Raw genomic sequence first — 18,112 nt, 5'->3', positions numbered from 1 at the left:
CTGAGGCGATGGCATCAGAAATACTCGTCTTACATTCCTGGTGACTTTCTGTTATTTTTCCCTTTTACTCCGGCGTCGACTGATTAAGTCGACGTACCGGTATTAATAACCCAAGAATCCACAGCGAAAACACAGGAGAGCATTTTACCTACTGGCTTACCTAATTTACAGCGGCGCAGTGATGCATTTTTTTCACTGCTAGTAGCCGTCTTCTGGGATTAGTTTGTGCGTTACCTGCTCACTTTCCCAGCACCCGTCCTCATGAACACCTCAAATTTATCTAAAGTTTCTGATAACTTCGGACTGCAAGCACCCCCTGTGCTTGGGGTGAAATGGCCTATTTTACATGCTGTTAGATTTCGCCTTTTGTTTTTTCTCCCGTGTTCGTGAGAAGTTTATGAGTTGAACGAATTTAAAGATGTGAACAGAATTTAATACCAAGCGCAGGGCTGCGCTAAATATGGTCTCTGATAATAAGGAGTTGATTTTCTGCGTGCTAATGCAGAGTGCTTGCGCCGGTTTGTAACAAACTTCATAGCCTCTGCTTTTAAATAAAGAGCTCTGGCTATTAAATGAATAAAATTGAAGATCTTGTTAAAAAATTACTTTCACGGGGCGATTTACTCTCGCTACGCGCTCAGAACACTAAGAGTCTATGGTCTTTCAAAAATATTGCTTTATGGCTGGTGCCAGCAGTTACCTATTTGTTGTTAATGCATTTCCCGTGGCCAACTTATGGCGGTGGTGGCCTTAATCTTGTCTCAAACCTGGTTGTGTGGGGCAGTATTTGTTTATGGATACTGGCACTGAACGGTGCCAGCAGCATGCCGAAAATACTGCGGGCTAAAAAAATAATTGCCTTCACATTATGTGGAACAATATTTTTAACAATACCGATGTTCTGGTCACCTTTATTAGCCTGGCGTTTAAATTCATTGCCCAGATTCCTTTATATTTGGGGGCTGATGTTTTTATTTTATATTTTTCTACAACAGAATTTATCATTCCACAAGCGTCGATATTTTGTTGCTCTTATTGCACTGTCAGGCTTTATTGAGGCAGTCATGGCTTTGTTTCAGTTGTTATTTCCTCTCTGGTCTCGGCAATGGTTGGGCTACGACATATTCGCCGCTGAAGGGCGACCTTTAGGGGCGTTACTGCAGGTGAATCTGTTGGGGTCATTCTTAGCAACAGCACTCGCGTGTGTTCTTTGGGTCCAGCTTCAGGAGAAATCGCAACGTAATGCACAGTTGTGGAGTTTCGCGGGTTTTGTGATCGTTATTGCTCTGGTACTTTCACACTCACGCACGGGCTGGCTTGGTGCTGTCCTTTCAGTCAGCGGAGTAATGACCTTCATCCGTACGACGCGCAGACGTGTTCTCATGTCTGTATTATTTTTGACCGCCGGTATTATTGTGGGCACCACGGTGTTACCTCACTGGCAACCCCATCCAGTCATGCAGGAAGTCATTGCATCCGCGCATGAAGTTGGGCCACACGCCAGCCCTGCCAATGCACACTTTAATCTGAATCGGATGCGACAAGAATCCAATGCGTGGCGATTGCAAATGCTCCGTGGAGCGCTGATTCAGATTAGACAACATCCCTGGTTCGGGAATGGATTGGGCAGTTTCGAAGTCCTGTATCCCACCGCATTAGCTTCTGCCGGACTAATAAAATTGAGCCCGATGACTGTGAATCATCCCCACAACGAACTCCTCTACACCTGGGCAGAAGGGGGGATGGTCCCGGTGATAGGGCTTCTGATGCTTGCCTCGTTGTGGTTAATCCCTTTGCAAAAAGTGAACCGTCGCAGATACGGCGGGCTATGTATGCTTAGCCTGCCTATCTGGCTGCATCTGATGACTGAGTCTCCTTTTGCACTGTCCGCAATACATGGCGTTACGTTGGTTTTGTTGCTGTGCCTGGCTTTGCCAGAAAGTGCGAAACGCCGCAGTAGCCATCGTCTATCAGCACGGTCCCATCTAGCTCTTCATTCATTCACTGCGCTGCTTGCCGCTGGTGGACTGCTCTTTATCTTGACCGGGGTCCAAACTCAGAGGTTGATTTCGCAAACGGAAAAGATTCGGTTTGCGGACGCGCGACTGCTTTACCCCCTGAACAATCCTCTGGCTCAGTCTGAGCGCATCGCCTTCGATCGCTGTGCCTCTCTTCTGATGTCATTTACTCACACGCATGACCGCAGGTTGCTCGATGTTTTTGTCACTGAAGCGACGAAGTTTTTGCAGGCTCATAACGATGCCAACCTGATTGCCTCGTTAATACAAATTTATCGTGCAACGCGACAACCCGCGCTTGTTAATTTTTGGATGCTGCGGGGTGCCCAGGCATTCCCTACAGATCCTCGCTTTACTACTCCAGGAAACAGATCATGAAACTGTGTTATTTCGTTAATGATGCAAGCTATTTTGCCCTGCACTGGCTTGACCGTGCGCGTGCATCTCAGCATGCCGGTTATGAGGTACACCTTTTAGTGGGAATGTCCGACAGTGGTCCATTACAACGTTTGAGGGAGGCGGGAATCATCTGTCATACGCTAGATCTGTGCAGCACCTCGCGCAGTCCCTTCAATTTGATGCGTGGAGCATGGCAGGCAGCAGCTTTACTGCGCGCCATTCAACCTGATCTGTTGCATTGTATTACCCTAAAACCCTGCCTGATTGGTGCCTGGTTTGCAAGGCGATTTCGCGTTGTTCTCTGTTTTCCTGGTCTGGGGCGGTTGTTCAGTCTCAACAGTCCTCAAGCTCGTCTTGTAAGAAGTTTTGCTTGCCGCTGGTGGCGTGCGGCCTCAGAACAGTCTCATTGTCTGTTGACATTTGAACATGAAGCCGATCGTCAGACACTGATTCACATGGCTTGCCTGGACGAAGTGAAGACATCGGTCATTGGAGTTTCCGGTGTCGATCCCGCGGTGTTTGCCTTTTCACCGCCTTCGTCTGTAACACCGCCAGTGGTGCTTTTTGCAGCCCGGATGATCAGGTCGAAAGGTCTTGATACCTTGATCCGTGTTTGTCAACGCCTGCGTAAAGACGGTATTCCACTGTCGCTGGTAGTAGCCGGTTTGCCGGTTCCAGGAGATCCCGATGCGATTGAGCAGACAGAGCTGCAACGCTGGATTGATGCGGGTGATATTGAACGCTATGTCGTCAGTCACAATATGCCAGCGCTTCTGTCACAGGCGTCGATCGTCGCGCTGCCGACCCGTTATGCGGAAGGCGTTCCTCGCATTTTGCTGGAAGCAGCGAGTTGCGGGCGGCCTTCTGTCGCTTTCGGGCAGGGAGGATGCGGCACCATATTGCAAACCGGTTCATGTGGGATATTAGTACCGCCAGGGGATGAGGAGGCATTCTATCAGGCAATGGGTAAGATGCTCACCGATGCAGCTTTGTGTGCAGAAATGGGTATCGCAGGGCGTGAGCTGGTGGTACGTCACTTTACGTCCGAACATGCTTCCCGTCAGATGCTGAATTGTTATGAGATGCTTTCAAGCAGATCGCGGGCAACAAATATCACCGTCACGGGAGATCTGTCATGATTTCTCCGGGATATTGGCTGGAACTCATTCAGGTACTGACTCGCAAAGAGATAGGCGTGCGCTACAAAAGTAGCATATTGGGTTATCTGTGGTCGGTGGCGAACCCTTTACTGTTCGGCATCATATACTACGTTGTTTTTAAAGAAACCATGCGTGTACCGGTAGACAATTATCCGCTTTTTCTTCTCTGTGGCCTGTTTCCCTGGCAGTGGATGACTGCAGCGATAGGGAATTCAACCACGGTTTTTTTGGCAAATGCCGTGATTATTCGCAAAATATCTTTTCCCCGTGGCGCGTTACCTTTAAGTCAAGTGTTGATGGAAGGCGGTCATTTTCTGTGTTCATTGCCAGTGATAACATCGTTAATGTTGCTCACGGGTGTCACGCCCTCACTCTCGTGGATCTGGGGAGTGCCGTTGCTGTGGAGCCTGCAAGTTATGTTATTGACCGGATTAGCCTGGGCAGTGGCCTCCATCACCCCTTTCTTGCGTGACCTGGAACGCTTCATATCACTCGGAATGATGGCTTTGTTTTACGCCTCACCGATCCTCTACACCCCTCAAATGCTGCCTGAGCGCTGGCAGTGGATGCTGCATGCTAACCCTCTCGCCCCCTTCATACTGACGTGGCGCGATTTACTTATGAACGGACATGTTTCCGGCCACAGTCTGGGCATCATGTGTGCGCTTAGTCTTAGCAGTCTGCTGGTCGGGTGGGTGATTTTGCGTCTCTTGTCCCCACGTCTAGCGGAGATCCTCTGATGCTGCCTGCTGTAGAATTTGACCGGGTAACCAAGCGTTATCCTTTATATAGCCACCTGGGCAGCGGACTCAAATCACTGTTGCTACACCCCAATAGGATCCGCGCACTTTTGCAGGATTCACATCATCTTGCTCTGCAAGATATCAGTTTTCGCATCTATCCCGGCGAGTCTGTAGCCCTGATCGGGCGCAATGGTGCGGGCAAAAGTACATTACTGAGCCTGGTGGCTGGCGTGCTGAGACCCACTTCAGGAAAGGTTACCACGCGCGGACGCGTGGCGACCATGCTAGAACTTGGTGCAGGATTCCATCCAGAGTTAACCGGAAGAGAAAACATACGCCTGAATGCAACGCTATTGGGATTGCGCCAAAAGGATATCAATCGCGCTTTGCCCGCCATCATTGATTTTGCTGAATTAGGACGCTTCATTGATGAGCCAATCCGAATTTACTCCAGCGGGATGCTTGCGCGGCTCGGATTCTCCGTAATGACTCAGGTTTCTCCTGACATCTTGCTGATCGACGAAGTGCTTGCTGTAGGGGATCTCGCTTTTCGGGAAAAATGCCTGACGGTTCTTCAGGATTTCCAGCGCCAAGGCGTCACTATTTTGTTTGTCAGCCACAATCCGAAGGACATTGAAACATTCTGCGACCGGGTGTTGTGGTTCGAAAACTGCCATCTGCAAGCCAGCGGTTCGTCTGCCGAAATATTACCTCGCTATCAAGGTGACATCACGTCAAGACCACGTAATCATAGGAGAATTATATAATGATAGCCAATCGTAAGGTAACAATAGTGGGTGCCGGCCTTGCCGGATGCACATTGGCACGTATTCTTGCTGATAACGGAATTAACGTTACCGTGCTTGAATCCCGGGATCACGTGGCAGGTAATTGCCATGATTCACGCTGCCCAGAAACAGGGGTCATGATCCATCGCTATGGCCCTCATATCTTCCACACAGACAATCCCGATGTTTTTGCGTTCCTGCAACGGTTCACCAAATTTAGTGATTACAGTCACCGGGTTCGGACGATCGCAAAAGGGCAAGTATGGTCTTTACCAGTGAATATGTTGACGTTAAACCAGTTTTGGAAATCAACTCTGACACCTCAGCAGGCACGTGATCGGCTAGAAACGTTGAAGATATCATCTAAGAATGAGGCTGAGCATCTGGAAGCGCAGGCGTTACAGCTGATGGGACAGGAACTTTATGAGTTGTTTTTTAAAGGATATACGCAAAAACAATGGGGGCGCTCAGCAACAACACTTCCAGCATCGATATTGCGTCGGCTGCCTTTTCGTTTTAATTATGATGACCGCTATTTTCAGCAGGTAAGACAGGGTATCCCTATAAAGGGGTATACACAAATGGCATCTGCTATGCTTGATCACCCCCTGATTACGGTGCACCTGAATCACCCGGTTAACGCCCGTCAGGCATGGGATATTGCCAATCATCATCATCTGTTCTGGACCGGTCCGCTAGACAGCTTTTTCAATTATGAAGCCGGTCGATTACCTTATCGAACCCTCGATTTTGTGGAGTTTACTGCCCAGGGTGATTTTCAGGGATGTGCAGTGATGAACTATAGCAATGAAGAAGTGCCGTGGACAAGAATCACCGAACATAAACATTTCATGCCAGAGGAACATCACGAGCAGACCGTCTGCTGGCGGGAATACTCACGTGAAGCACAGCCGGAAGACGTCCCTTATTATCCGATACGGCAAACGAGAGCAGATCCGATTCTCAACCATTATCTCAGGCTTGCTCAAGAAATGGTGAACGTAACGTTCACGGGCAGACTCGCGACTTACCGCTATCAGGACATGGATGCAGTTATCCATGATGCAATGTGCATTGCACAGCAATATATCGCTGGTGAATGTCCTGTCTTTCCAGAAAGCACCGTATGAGAGTGGCAGCACTGATCGTCACTTATAACCGCTTAGTCAGCCTGCAACGCTGTTTAGGGCGGGTATGTGAAATGGACTTTCACTCTGTAGTCGTGGTGAATAATGCTTCCAGTGATGGCACATCAGAATGGCTCAACACACAAATTGATTCACGGTTGAGGGTTCTAAATTTGCCAGAAAATACGGGTGGAGCGGGAGGGTTTAGCGCTGGGCTAGGATTTTTGATAAACCAGGTCGATTGGACGCATGTCTGCTTATTTGATGATGACGCTTGGCCAGCTTCTGACTGGCTTAGGATACTGGCAGGTGAACCCCAGGCTGATGGATATTGTAGTAACGTGCGCGATCTGGACGGTAATGCTTGCCCGATGAATTTGCCATTTGCCCGATTTCCCCGGACTTTTTGGCAAACGCTGAATTATTTACGAAACCCCGGAGCCTGGCTTCCCGAAGAAGGATCTCATACGAAAGTGGCGTCTTTAACTTTTGTGGGAGCATGTCTGACTCGGCGCTGGGTACCGTTCTTACAGCGGGTTCTTGAGCCCAGATTATTTCTCTATTATGACGATCTGAGTGCAGGTGCCATGCTGGCAAATGAGGGCGCAGTGCTGTTGTGGTGCCCTGAACTATATTTTAATCATGCCGTACTGCCGAAAACCAAAATTTCACCTCAGAAACGCTATTTTCTGACGCGTAATATATTATGGTTACCTATGTTCTATCGGGATGGGCTATGGAGCCCGGCAGTCACTGTTTTACGACTGGCATTTCAGTTGTATGGTGCAGCACGCGATGCCCCCCGCCGCGAAAGCATTGCCGCATGGTATCGGGGGATAGTTGACGGGCTACGCGGCCCGGACAATTTTACAAAGTAATGTCGTTGAAAGATGTATACAAGGTGCACTCTATTTATGAGATTGAGCACATTAAAAACCGGGAGTAAGCAATGAATACCCTGATTTTACAAAGCAGCGTATATCCAGACGCAGTTCCTGGAGCTGCTGACGCCCTCTATTTTAGCGCGGGTAAAACCTCATACTGGAATACTACACGCAAAATGTGGTGCATCCCAGCAGGGGATAACATTAGCTTTGATTCATTTTTTAATGCTTTCTCGCTCTATAAATGGAGAAAACATACAGAATTAGAAAATCTTTCCTTTCTGGCTGAAGTGGAAGGCCATGGCATGGTTACGCTCTATTTATCACAGGGCTTAGAAACAAGAATTATTGCGCAAAAGGAGGCAAACAGCGGAGTTTGCACATTCAATATCAATATGAACGATCTGCCTAACGGACGGTTGTATTTTCACTGGCAAGCTATTTCTGATAGCCATATCATTCGCTTTACCTTTAGCACTCAGTGCGGAAATACAGATGAGCGCCGCCTTGCCATCATCATTCCTACGTTCAACCGGCCGGAGGAAATACAGTCAGCAGCACAGCGCATTAACAATGATCTATTGTCTAATCCCTCCTTCCAGTCACGCGTAGTTTTGTATGTTGTTAATAATGGAGATGAAATCACGGTCCCTGACTCAGAAAATATTGTTTGTATCAAAAATAAAAATTTGGGTGGGGCAGGTGGATTCACCAGGGGTTTAATTGAGGTGAAACGACGAGGTACAGAAGAATTCTGCTTGCTTATGGATGATGATGCTTCCTGTGAGGTCGAAAGTATAAGAAGGGCATTTGCTTTCCTGAAGCTAGCGAATACAAATGAAAAAATGATCGCAGGGGCGATGCTTTACGCAGAAAAACCTGGTGTCGTCTACGAGGCCGGGGCGTTATATCCCTACAGGCAATTACAAATGTATCCTCTCAAATCAGATCTGGACGTGACATTGCCGGATGGATTGAGTGAATTTGACGAAGATGCTCAAACTCCAAACTATGCTGCATGGTGGTTTTGTGCATTTTCTGTGTCAGTAGTACGCCACTACGCTTTTCCTTTTTTTGTCCGCGGTGATGATATTCTTTTTAGCATAATAAATAGACCTGATATTGTCACACTAAATGGGGTGTGTTCATGGCAGAAAAACTTTAAGTCAAAATACAGCGCATGGGTGGAGTATTTAAGTACCCGGGCTTTACTGCTTCCGGCCTTTCTCTATCCAACGTTAGTGAAGCGGCTAACGATTCCACTCTTTGTACTGATTAAAGTCATTTTATTGTGTTTTTCCTACCGGTATAGTTGCGCTGAAGCCGTACTCGAAGCGTATAAGCATGTACTGAAGGGGCCAACCAACTGGAGCGAAGACCCGGATGCGACAAAGGCCAAATTGCTGATGTCGAAAATCATTGCTGAAGAAAAAAAATTTATTTGTCATCAAGTTATTAATAGAGGCTTTGCTGTTAAATTGAAAGTTGAAACGCTACTGCACAAAGTTCTAAGATTGCTATTATTAAATGGATACCTTATCCCTAGTGTTTTTTTACCTCAATCAAAAACTATAATAAATAGCACTGAAATACATCCTACACGGTATGCGTTTTTGAAGCGAGACGTCATTTATTTCAATGAAGAAAAAAACTCCTATTGTCTGCATTCCCGCAGTGCGAGAAGAGCAGTCATTTTAGTATTGAAAACGATACTATGCATTTCCTGGGGGATAGTGACGTTCGGATATATAGCGAAAAATTATAAAAAAGAAATAAACCACCTAACGTCTGAGTTGTATTGGAAAAAATATTTCTGAATATTCCCTTATAATTTTCTGAGAAATTGCATATGAGCTATTTTAGCTCATATCATGTTCATGCCCTCTAAACTGCAGTGGTGAACTGATTGCTGCAATCTGGTTTGCTTATCTTGGGCGTTATCATCCGGATTATGAAGTCTGACTGGATAGGCCAGAATGAATTACAGTGAATTTATCTTAATCCGTTTTCATCATCATCTGGTAGGTGTAAATTTCGGGATTCACAGTAGCAGGTCAACGATTGACAATGATAATAGAGATAATGATTGCACAGATTGAACACCAGTTGGGTAAGTGTACTTAATAAGCAACCAAAAGATTGCTTGTCACAGGCGTTTCTGAGTAAGCCCCAGAGAATTGGAGTTAATGAATTCAAACGAAAGAAAGAAATGTATAAAAATAGTAACATTTTATAACTACAATGCTTAACCGTCTGAATAAATTAAAAAAATTTATGAATGAGTGGAGGTTTTAAGATGAAAGAAATCCTTGTAATTGACAGGCGCTTACATTCTATGCCGCCTTTAATGACAGTGATTATTCCTGTATTTAACACAGAGAAATTTGTATTACGCACGTTATCCTCACTTCGTGAAGACAAAATTATGGACATCGAAATAATCATTGTTGATGACGGAAGTGAAGACAATAGCATGAAAGTGGTACTCGATTGGGTTAATCATTATAAAAAAAATGTGCTAATTATTAAGCAGAAAAATGAAGGCCTTTCAGAGGCCAGAAATACTGCATTACGCTATGCTCGTGGAAAATACATAACATTCTGTGATAGTGATGACTGGCTAAATTTTGAAGTTGTATGTCAGGCAGCGAAGTATGCAGAAGTAACAACAGCTGAAATCGTAATGTTTCGCTCAGTCACATATGATGATTACACCCAGAACATTGAACCATTCTACGATAAAAAATTATGGGATAAAGCGCTCAGTGGAGCAACAGAGCTAGTAATTAATTCCACTTCCCATCCTTATGTTTTAAATTTTGAGCCTAATACAAATTGCAGAGTTATTCGAAGAGATTTCTTTGAAAGGCACATTAATAAATTCAAACCAGGCATTCATTATGAAGATGTAGCACCACATGTTTTATCACTGTTGAAAGCAACTAAAATAGGTTTGATAGATGACGTAGGGTATTATTACCGTATTAACAGAAGTGGTAAAATAACTCAGCAACGTGATGATAAAAGATTCGACATGCTGACCGTTGCAAAAGAGACACTATTTGCAATTTCATTGATATCTACCAGTCCACCACAGAAACAGGCTATCGCTGCGATATTAGTTAGGATGATTTACTGGTGTGGTATGAATACGCGGTCATCTGACAGACATGAGTATTACCACCAGTGCATAGAATTATTCTCTAAAAAATATATTGATAACAGGAATTTTCTTATCGGCGCAATGTCTACATCTGAATCATTACGAGAAATTGTATTGATGTTCGCCATGTTGAGCGGGGAAACATCTTTTATTTCCTCTTACAGTGCAGGACAGCGTAATTTTTTGATAAAACTTGCTTTTATCAAATGCATTGGCTGTAATTCTGGTCGTTCAAGCGTGGTGTTTTTCAAAAAAATAATTACTAAATTCTTAAGTAGCAATTTATTTACAAAGAGAAATTGAAATGTTATCTTTTAATAAAACCTCTAAACTTGAAATAAAACTGCCTCATGAGTTACGTAATGAAGATTATCTTCAGGACAAAGTTCACCTTCAATTAATGAGCAGTGGTGTCAATTTTTATTCAGCAGGGAGTGATTATCTTGTTTTCTTGGGTTTCCGGTCAGGACTTGAATTCCTAACGGCGGTTGATACTTTTAAATCGGGAAAATTTATCATAATTGAAGATGATGAAAAAAAATTATCGATTTTAGATTTTATACTTAAAAACGAAGTTTCACTGAAACAGCAGGTATCAGTTTTTTCTGAGCCAAAATCTTCTTCAATCATTGAACTCCTAAGCAAAGCGACAGTTTCCGTACGTGTTGACGCCAGGTTTTTGACTGTGGATACCCTGGAGCATATATGTGAACACTGGACCGTAGAACATATTTGCGGGGAAATTAATACCCTACGTTTGGATACCTTAGATATCCATCGGGTCTGCCGTACCCAGGTTGATACTTTTTTTTGGACGCTTTCAGACAATGACAAACCATTAACTGGTAAGCGTTCACCCTATGCCGTTGATGTTTCAATCGTTGTTCCAGTTTATAACATTAGTGCATACGTTGATAAGTGTATTTTTTCTTTAGTTTCCCAGACATTAGAAAGTATTGAAATTCTGATCATTGACGATGGTTCTACAGATAATTCCGTTGCTGTTTCTGAAAAATGGCAGCAACAGTACCCAAACAAGGTCAGAGTTATTCGTAAACAAAATGGAGGGTGCGCATCCGCACGTAATCTCGGGATAATGAGCGCCACAGGAAATTATATCGGTTTCGTTGACGGTGATGACTGGGTTGAACCTGACATGTTTAATGACCTTCTTCGTTCAGCCATCGCTGACAATGCGCAAATTGCCCAATGTGGTTATCAGGAGGTCTACGAAGCAGGAGAAATAACTACGTTTCCTCTTGATACTCAGCTTTCCAGATTAGATCTGCTTCATCAACGGCCGACGATTTGGCGAAGAATATACGCAAAAGATTTTCTTATGCAGGCTAAAATTTTTTTCCCTGAAAATATAAAAAGATTCGATGATTTGCCATTCCAATTCGATGCTTTTTTTAATGCCTCGGCCATTAGCGCTATACCTAATTGCTACTATAATTACCGTCAGGGACGCATAGGACAGGATATCTCGATCAAGGATGAGCGCCTGTATGTGCACTTTGATATTTTCAGCCAAGTCTTTTCAAAATATGGTGAGTTGTTAAATTATGATGAAGAGAAAAGTTTTTTTGAACTTGAGTTGGATGTGCATCATTGGGCACTTAGTATCATTAACGACTCGTTAAAAAAAGAGTATGCTTCGAAGGCGGTCATGCAAATTCTTAGGTTTAGATCCTTTCTCAGTTTGATTCAGATGTTAAAAATTTCCAAACGTAAGAGAAAGTTTATTTTCTTTACTTCACTTTTACTTAAAAATAAGGTAAGTAGATGATGTTACCTGTAACACGATGGTTTGTAGCCGTACTGTCTGATAACGGCGCAACAAACATCCAAATCTCAATTAAGATTTCATTTTCTTAAGTTATCGGCATTCCCATTAAGAAGTTAGTTTGGAATTTTCTGGGGAACTCATTCAGGGTATATGGTTAAGGTAATGAAAATTAGAGAATTTATTTCAAAAATAAAAAGAAAAGCGTTTGCAACATACGAATATAACGAAAATTTCACCAATCTTAATGAGAACCAAGGAATTCTGTTGGAAAATCTCGCTGAAATAAATTTATCCCTAATATCAAATAGAATGATATTGAATTCTATCTCAAAGAACACTAAAGAATTAACCATAATAAAACCAAAGATTTTATTTTTAGTTAATAATATAAACGCGTGGCATGCCATAGGTGGATTGGTCGATGAATTATCTAGAGTTGATGAAGTAGACGTAATTGTGGCTTCTATTAATAAGAGATTCCCGGGCCAAAGTTCTTACGATGGTGAGCCACTCGTTCACTACTTTTTAGTTGAGCAATGCGTCCATCACATCAGGTTGGGAATGCAAGACTCCTATCAGGCTCTTGATATTTTGGTGTCAATATCACCGGACGTGATTTTTAGGCAGTCTCAATGGGATGCAGATTACCCACCAGCTTTTTCATCAGACAATCTCAATTTTACTAAGCTGGCAATCATTCCTTATGGGATCTCAAATATAATTAAAAATGCTAGCTATACTGGTGATATAAAAGATTCTGCGGTTGATAGTCCATATCATAGAAAGAGTTGGAGAACTTACTGTTCAAGTGAGTATGTTAAGCATAATGCAATAACTAATGGTTCTATGGATGGAAGGCAATTTAAGGTGGTGGGGCATCCTAAAATTGAATATCTTTTAAGTGTGAAACCATCCTGGCCATTCGGTACCGATGGGAATAATAGAATACTTTGGTCTCCTCATCACAGCGTAACTAAAGGATGGAGTGATTTTGGCATGTTCCCATTGGTGTGGCGAGATATGCTTGCTCTCGCTCAATCAGAGAAAGAAATCGACTTTGTCTTTTGCCCTCACCCTGCATTAGTAACGCAACTCACTGGAGATATGTCGCCTATCCCAGATGGTGAGTACGAAACATTTATAACAACCTGGGATGGCTTGGATAATTGCCATTCTTATTATGGAGCAGAGTATGCAGAAATTTGTTCGGCCTGTAATCTAATTATAACCGATGGAATTAGTATGTTAATGGAGTGTCAATTCCTACAAAAAGATATAATATTTATGGAAAGAGAAGGACATGCAGACTTCAACGACATAGGAGAAATTCTTTCTAGTGGTTTTTATTATGTAACAGACGTTGCAGGAGTTGAGGAATTAATAAATAAGTACTTATCAGGAGTAATCCCTTCTCTAAAAAGTAAACAAATTGAGAATATAGAGAAACTATTCCCTGCTAGGAATGCTGTTATTAATATAACTAACGACATTCTTTCAACTTTGAATATCACATAGAAAACTTACGCTTGTTGTGTGCTATACAACCCTGCAAACAGTGATCCCTTCCCAATATCGGTGCCAGGATATGATCCCTTCCCAATATCGGTGCCAGGATAAATCAGAGATCCGGGCCTGTTTGCAGGCTTCGGATAAATTCTGCCGGAGTCTGGTTATTTAACGAGGAATGTGGCCGGTACTGGTTATATTCCTGCCGCCAGTGCTCGATCTTCTCCTGAGCATCTTCCAGTGACAGGAAGCAGTGCACGTTCAGACATTCATCACGCAGGCTGCCGTTAAATGACTCAACCAGGGCGTTATCTGTGGGCTTCCCGGGGCGTGAGAAGTCCATCGTTACACGATTTTCATACGCCCAGCGATCCAGCGTTTTCGAGATAAATTCGCTGCCGTTGTCCGTCTGTAGCCGCTGTGGTACACGCTGCTGTGTCTGCCTGATCCGTTCCATCACGGCGACCACATCGTCACCGCGAAGCCCCTGGCCTACCTCGATCGCCACGCATTCACGACTAAAATTATCGACTACAGTCAGGGCACGGATCCGGCGTCCGTTGAACAGATTATCAGCAACGAAATCCATGCTCCAGCACTGATCCACAGCGGTCACGGCCGGGCGGATACGCCTGTGCCTGGCCGTCACGTGCCGCCGCGGGCGTTTTGACCGCAGGTTCAGCCCTTCCAGACAGTAAATCCGATGGGTTTTCTTGTGGTTAACCAGCCAGCCCTCGCGCCGCAGCAGGATATGGATCCGCTGCACACCATAACGAATGCGGGTTTCTGCAATCTCCCGTATCCGCTGCGTGAGGGCCCGGTCATCGCGGCAGCTGCGGTAGTGGTATACCGTTCGGCTCTGCATCATCAGCCGGCATCCCCTGCGAACCCCGATGCGGTACGCCGCCAGCAGGTATTCGACCGCCTCGCGTTTCTGCACCGGCCTCAGAACTTTTTTCGGATGACGTCCTGCAGCATTTCCTTGTCCAGACTGAGATCGGCGACCAGCCGTTTCAGGCGGTTATTCTCTTCCTCCAGCTGACGCAGCCGACGCAGTTCCGTGACGCCCATGCCGCCAAACTTCTTCTTCCAATTGTAAAAAGTAGCCTCAGAAATCCCCATCTTTCTGCACACTTCCTCCACCCGAGTGCCGGTTTCGGCCTGTTTAAGGGCAAAGGCTATCTGTTCTTCGGTATAACGGGTCTTTTTCATGGTTGATATGCCTCTCAGTGAGATGAAAGAAAGACCGGATACTTCAGTTTAGACTGGCACTGTTTTCAGGGAGGAGATCACCGGGCTAATCCTCGTTTGACTGCGCGCATCATAATGCCGTCCACGGCATTCCAACTGAGTTTAAGTTGCTTTCTGACAGCATCCACGGTGCTGACTTTCAGCCATGAGAGAACAAAGGCCTCGAACAGCAAAGTGTAGCGGCTGCCTGGCCCTGCCCAGGGAATCGGCAGTGTCTGGCAACCGTGCTCCGGCAAGTCAACACGGGGGACATCAGCCTCAACCAGCGTGGTGAACTGACAGGTGTCAAGGTGACGCCATTTGCGCCGCCGGTGATCATGTATGGAGCAGGATTTACCGCAGGTTGGGCAGGTTAGTTGTGCGTGCCCAGCAATGCCGACAATGACCTTCACAGAACCGGATTTTTCATCAAGAGAAGAAAGGGACTGAACCTGCCACGGTGCGGACAGATTAAGGATATGAGCATAGAGGGATTTTTCGTCCATGAAAGTGCTCCGGGTTGATTAGATACTTAAAAGATTTACACATTCTTCTGGCACCCAACCAGACTCTCCAGAGTGTTTAAGCGCCCAGTACCAGCCATTAAGAGACTTGATGACAGTAATTTTCTCGCTGGACCTGACTGATAATTCAAGGGCCGTGTAGTCTTCAAGACAGGTAACTTCATTAGAACTGAGGGGAGAAAATATTTGTTGGGGAGCCCATCCGGCTTTGCCTGAGGGGAGTGTTATCCATACCCACCCCGGATATTCAAGGTCACAATGGCTGATAACGACAGTATCATTCTTCGTTATCGAAATGGGGTCAGGAAAAGCAGAAGTGTAATTTTTGATGACAACAGCAGCATTATTCAAGTGACATCTCCCATTGTACGGTGAACAGCCAAAATCCTACAATAGCCACCACAACAGGGGAAGACCCGATTAAACACAGTGTGCCGAAAAACCGCGTCCCCATCGAGCGGAATAAATACCAAAATGGTGATCAGTCGTTTAGGGGAGTTTTCCGCTATACCGGAAAAAGCTCAACGTGCGGGGGAGGGGATAGGGCGGTCGGGAACGCGCCCGTTTCCGCCGCCTTACCGCATCAGACGGTATGCAAGCCACTGATACAACACGGATTATACCAGAGGTGGTCAAGCCCTGGGCGGGTTTAGGATCAATCTTTACCATCTCGTTCGGTAGTGGGGTAAGCTACGGATTATAAAGGGAAAATCGGCGGTGCGGGGGGGGAGGGGAAAATTGGGCAGTCTACGGATAAACCCTAATCTTGAGAAAATGACAATAGGCAGTCTGGGGCGAAACCCCAATCAGGAGCCCTGGTATCTGCAGACGGGCAGAGGCAAGAAAATGATCGTCAGAAAAATCCTAGGAGGGTAACTCAGTCAACGCGATTGACGCACAGCACCTGTCACCCGGGGGCGTAGATAATCATAGAGCCCGTTATACAACAGGGTATAGGGTATAAAGAACAACACCAACCCCACTTCTGTCGATAAGGCCTGCATAAAATGCAAGTGCAGGATAAACATGGCAAACGGGATCAGGGTGGCGATCAGGATCACTTCAAAGCTGACGGTATGCATCAACCGCACGCACAGTGTTCTGTCGAACTCCATTTTTGCCTGCAGCCTGTCAAAGAACAGATTAAAAATATAATTCCAGATCGTGGCTACGAAGGCGGATATCAAAGAGAGAAAACCTGCGGCCGTCAGCGTAACATCCAGCATCTGGCTGACGACAACAGAAAGAATGAAATTAGCGATAATTTCAAACAAGAGCGCATGGAAAATCCTCTCCCCTACGCTTTTATTCAGCTCAACGTACAAATTCATATTCCTTTAGCAAGACTGCCCAGATATCCCTCTATTATCCGCATTAAACATCACCGCAGGGTAAACGCTCTTTTAGACATCAGACTGTCAATATCGGGTCATTTTTTTCCTTGGCGAAATTAAACAAGGCATATTTAATATTCCGAACAGACCAGATAAGGTGTTGGGGTAGTGGTGAAGATCCAGACCCCCGGCTTGATGGTTTTTATCCTGACATGATGCGTTCCGGCCGTATTGGTGATGTAAAAATCGGGGAGATATTTTTTAAGTACAGTCATGTCACTGTTGTTTAACTCCAGAACACCCTGAGGTTTTTGTGCAAATGCAAACTCACCATCTAGTTGAGTGTACAGAAATTCCTTTTCAATATTAATATCTGACGCCTTAATACCATTACGATACAATGCCCCATTCATAGTGGTAAATCCCGTGCCGTGATTTAAATTAAAATTAATCGACAACCTGAGTATTTCATTGCCATTGTGGATGGTAAAATTAGATGTGCAGAAAAATGTGTCTTTATCATACAAGGTTTTTTTACTTAGTAAATATCCCATGCCGGCGCACAGTATAAGAACCATAAAAACACAGATAGAACGAAGGTGAATTATCTTCATTTATTGATCACTTTCACTGTAGAAGTCCGAAACACACAGCGACGTTGTTGGCGATGATTTTACATTAAGTTCTTTTGAACAACGTAATAATGAGACCTGCAGGGAAGGGGGATAGTTTGTCAGGTACCACCACTTCTCTTTCCCGCAGGTTAAATTCTTGTCGGTCATGAATTTTGTAAAGAATTCGTCTCCTTCAAGTGAAACATTTCTGAAAATCTGACAATCACTCATACTTTTGATTTTTACAAAATCGGGCGCAATGTATTGAGGGATAGTGTCTTCACCCAGGTAGTTTGAGACAAGGTAACTACTATAAACGACCAGGCCACATATCAAGGTTAAAACAAGGTTTTGTACCCACCGAGATACACTTTCAGTGTGCTCAGGAGGGGGGGCAGAGATCACTTCGGGTGGTTTGCTCTTATCAAACGCCTCTTGCTGTGATTTTTCAGGAAGCGTATTTTCGGTTTCATAAATAAATTCAACAGGAAAGTCTGAAGGGATAACAAAGCCGCGTTTGGGGACCGTTTTGATTATATTGCTGGAAATACCTAGTGAGATAAGGGATTTTCTCAAAATAGACATATTCTGATAAAGGGTATTAGGTGCCACTATCATTCCCCGCGATTCCCAGGCGGAGGATAGCAGTTCATCATGCGAGACAATTTCACCTTTTTTTTGCAGTAAATCGAAAAAGCACAGGCTGGCGGGAATGGCCAGTGTAACCTGATTTTTTTCATCTCCCACGTTATAAACTGAATGGGTATCTGGCTCGTAAGCGACCTTACCCTCTAGAAGAATGGCTTTAATCTTCATCATTTTCATTACACCGG

The 18,112-nt window shown here is 44.7% G+C and carries 15 protein-coding genes and 1 pseudogene; 10 read left to right on the top strand and 6 right to left on the bottom strand.

Annotated elements, in window-relative coordinates; genetic code table 11:
• Window positions 1-572 precede the first annotated feature (572 nt).
• The 10 genes from EDF78_RS24125 to EDF78_RS24080 all read left to right on the top strand — a co-directional run bounded on the left by EDF78_RS24125 (window position 573) and on the right by EDF78_RS24080 (window position 13,586).
• Window positions 573-2,396: a Wzy polymerase domain-containing protein gene (locus tag EDF78_RS24125; protein ID WP_133824078.1), complete on the top strand. Its 1,824-nt coding sequence runs from the start codon at window positions 573-575 to the stop codon at window positions 2,394-2,396.
• The gene (locus EDF78_RS24120; protein WP_133824077.1) at window positions 2,393-3,556 is read left to right on the top strand and encodes a glycosyltransferase family 4 protein; all 1,164 of its coding nucleotides are present in this window, start codon (window positions 2,393-2,395) and stop codon (window positions 3,554-3,556) included. Before EDF78_RS24125 ends, EDF78_RS24120 begins: the two co-directional genes overlap by 4 nt.
• Window positions 3,553-4,317 (top strand): ABC transporter permease, encoded by a 765-nt coding sequence (locus EDF78_RS24115; RefSeq protein WP_133824076.1) that lies wholly within the window; start codon window positions 3,553-3,555, stop codon window positions 4,315-4,317. Before EDF78_RS24120 ends, EDF78_RS24115 begins: the two co-directional genes overlap by 4 nt.
• On the top strand, window positions 4,317-5,087 hold the full coding sequence (locus EDF78_RS24110) for an ABC transporter ATP-binding protein (protein WP_133824075.1): 771 nt from the start codon (window positions 4,317-4,319) through the stop codon (window positions 5,085-5,087). The genes EDF78_RS24115 and EDF78_RS24110 overlap by 1 nt, the downstream gene beginning before the upstream one ends.
• Complete coding sequence (glf, locus tag EDF78_RS24105) at window positions 5,087-6,238, top strand: UDP-galactopyranose mutase (RefSeq protein ID WP_133824074.1); 1,152 nt, start codon at window positions 5,087-5,089, stop codon at window positions 6,236-6,238. Before EDF78_RS24110 ends, glf begins: the two co-directional genes overlap by 1 nt.
• Window positions 6,235-7,113 (top strand): glycosyltransferase, encoded by an 879-nt coding sequence (locus EDF78_RS24100; protein ID WP_166654495.1) that lies wholly within the window; start codon window positions 6,235-6,237, stop codon window positions 7,111-7,113. Before glf ends, EDF78_RS24100 begins: the two co-directional genes overlap by 4 nt.
• A 71-nt stretch (window positions 7,114-7,184) precedes the next feature.
• A complete protein-coding gene (locus EDF78_RS24095) occupies window positions 7,185-8,936 on the top strand; it encodes a glycosyltransferase (protein ID WP_133824072.1) in 1,752 nt (583 codons plus the stop codon).
• Window positions 8,937-9,415: 479 nt separating this feature from the next.
• The gene (locus EDF78_RS24090; RefSeq protein ID WP_166654494.1) at window positions 9,416-10,585 is read left to right on the top strand and encodes a glycosyltransferase family 2 protein; all 1,170 of its coding nucleotides are present in this window, start codon (window positions 9,416-9,418) and stop codon (window positions 10,583-10,585) included.
• 1 nt (window position 10,586) lies between these two features.
• A complete protein-coding gene (locus tag EDF78_RS24085) occupies window positions 10,587-12,071 on the top strand; it encodes a glycosyltransferase (RefSeq protein ID WP_133824070.1) in 1,485 nt (494 codons plus the stop codon).
• A 162-nt stretch (window positions 12,072-12,233) separates the two neighbouring features.
• Complete coding sequence (locus EDF78_RS24080) at window positions 12,234-13,586, top strand: hypothetical protein (protein ID WP_133824069.1); 1,353 nt, start codon at window positions 12,234-12,236, stop codon at window positions 13,584-13,586.
• Window positions 13,587-13,689: 103 nt separating this feature from the next.
• Here EDF78_RS24080 and EDF78_RS24075 read toward each other — a convergent pair.
• From EDF78_RS24075 to EDF78_RS24050, 6 genes and pseudogenes are all read right to left on the bottom strand, one after another.
• A protein-coding gene (locus EDF78_RS24075; protein ID WP_133824068.1) for an IS3 family transposase occupies window positions 13,690-14,789 on the bottom strand; the annotation gives its coding sequence in 2 pieces (ribosomal slippage) (window positions 13,690-14,528 and window positions 14,528-14,789; 1,101 coding nt in all).
• A gap of 80 nt (window positions 14,790-14,869) precedes the next feature.
• Window positions 14,870-15,313 (bottom strand): annotated as a pseudogene (locus EDF78_RS24070) (helix-turn-helix domain-containing protein); the annotation flags it as partial.
• Window positions 15,314-15,331: 18 nt separating this feature from the next.
• Window positions 15,332-15,682, bottom strand: coding sequence for an SH3 domain-containing protein (locus tag EDF78_RS24065; RefSeq protein WP_071889847.1), 351 nt, complete (start codon window positions 15,680-15,682; stop codon window positions 15,332-15,334).
• A gap of 530 nt (window positions 15,683-16,212) precedes the next feature.
• Window positions 16,213-16,656, bottom strand: a complete 444-nt coding sequence (locus EDF78_RS24060; RefSeq protein ID WP_133824067.1) for a PACE efflux transporter — start codon at window positions 16,654-16,656, stop codon at window positions 16,213-16,215.
• A gap of 140 nt (window positions 16,657-16,796) precedes the next feature.
• Window positions 16,797-17,078 carry a hypothetical protein gene (locus EDF78_RS25870; RefSeq protein WP_243839483.1) on the bottom strand — a complete coding sequence of 94 codons (282 nt, stop codon included), beginning with the start codon at window positions 17,076-17,078 and terminating at the stop codon, window positions 16,797-16,799.
• A gap of 201 nt (window positions 17,079-17,279) precedes the next feature.
• Window positions 17,280-18,098, bottom strand: coding sequence for a winged helix-turn-helix domain-containing protein (locus EDF78_RS24050; protein ID WP_243839482.1), 819 nt, complete (start codon window positions 18,096-18,098; stop codon window positions 17,280-17,282).
• Window positions 18,099-18,112: the final 14 nt, after the last annotated feature.

The sequence above is a fragment of the Rahnella sp. BIGb0236 genome, assembly GCF_004364755.1.
Lineage (GTDB): Bacteria > Pseudomonadota > Gammaproteobacteria > Enterobacterales > Enterobacteriaceae > Rahnella > Rahnella victoriana.
This window is presented reverse-complemented; position numbering and strand designations above follow the sequence as displayed.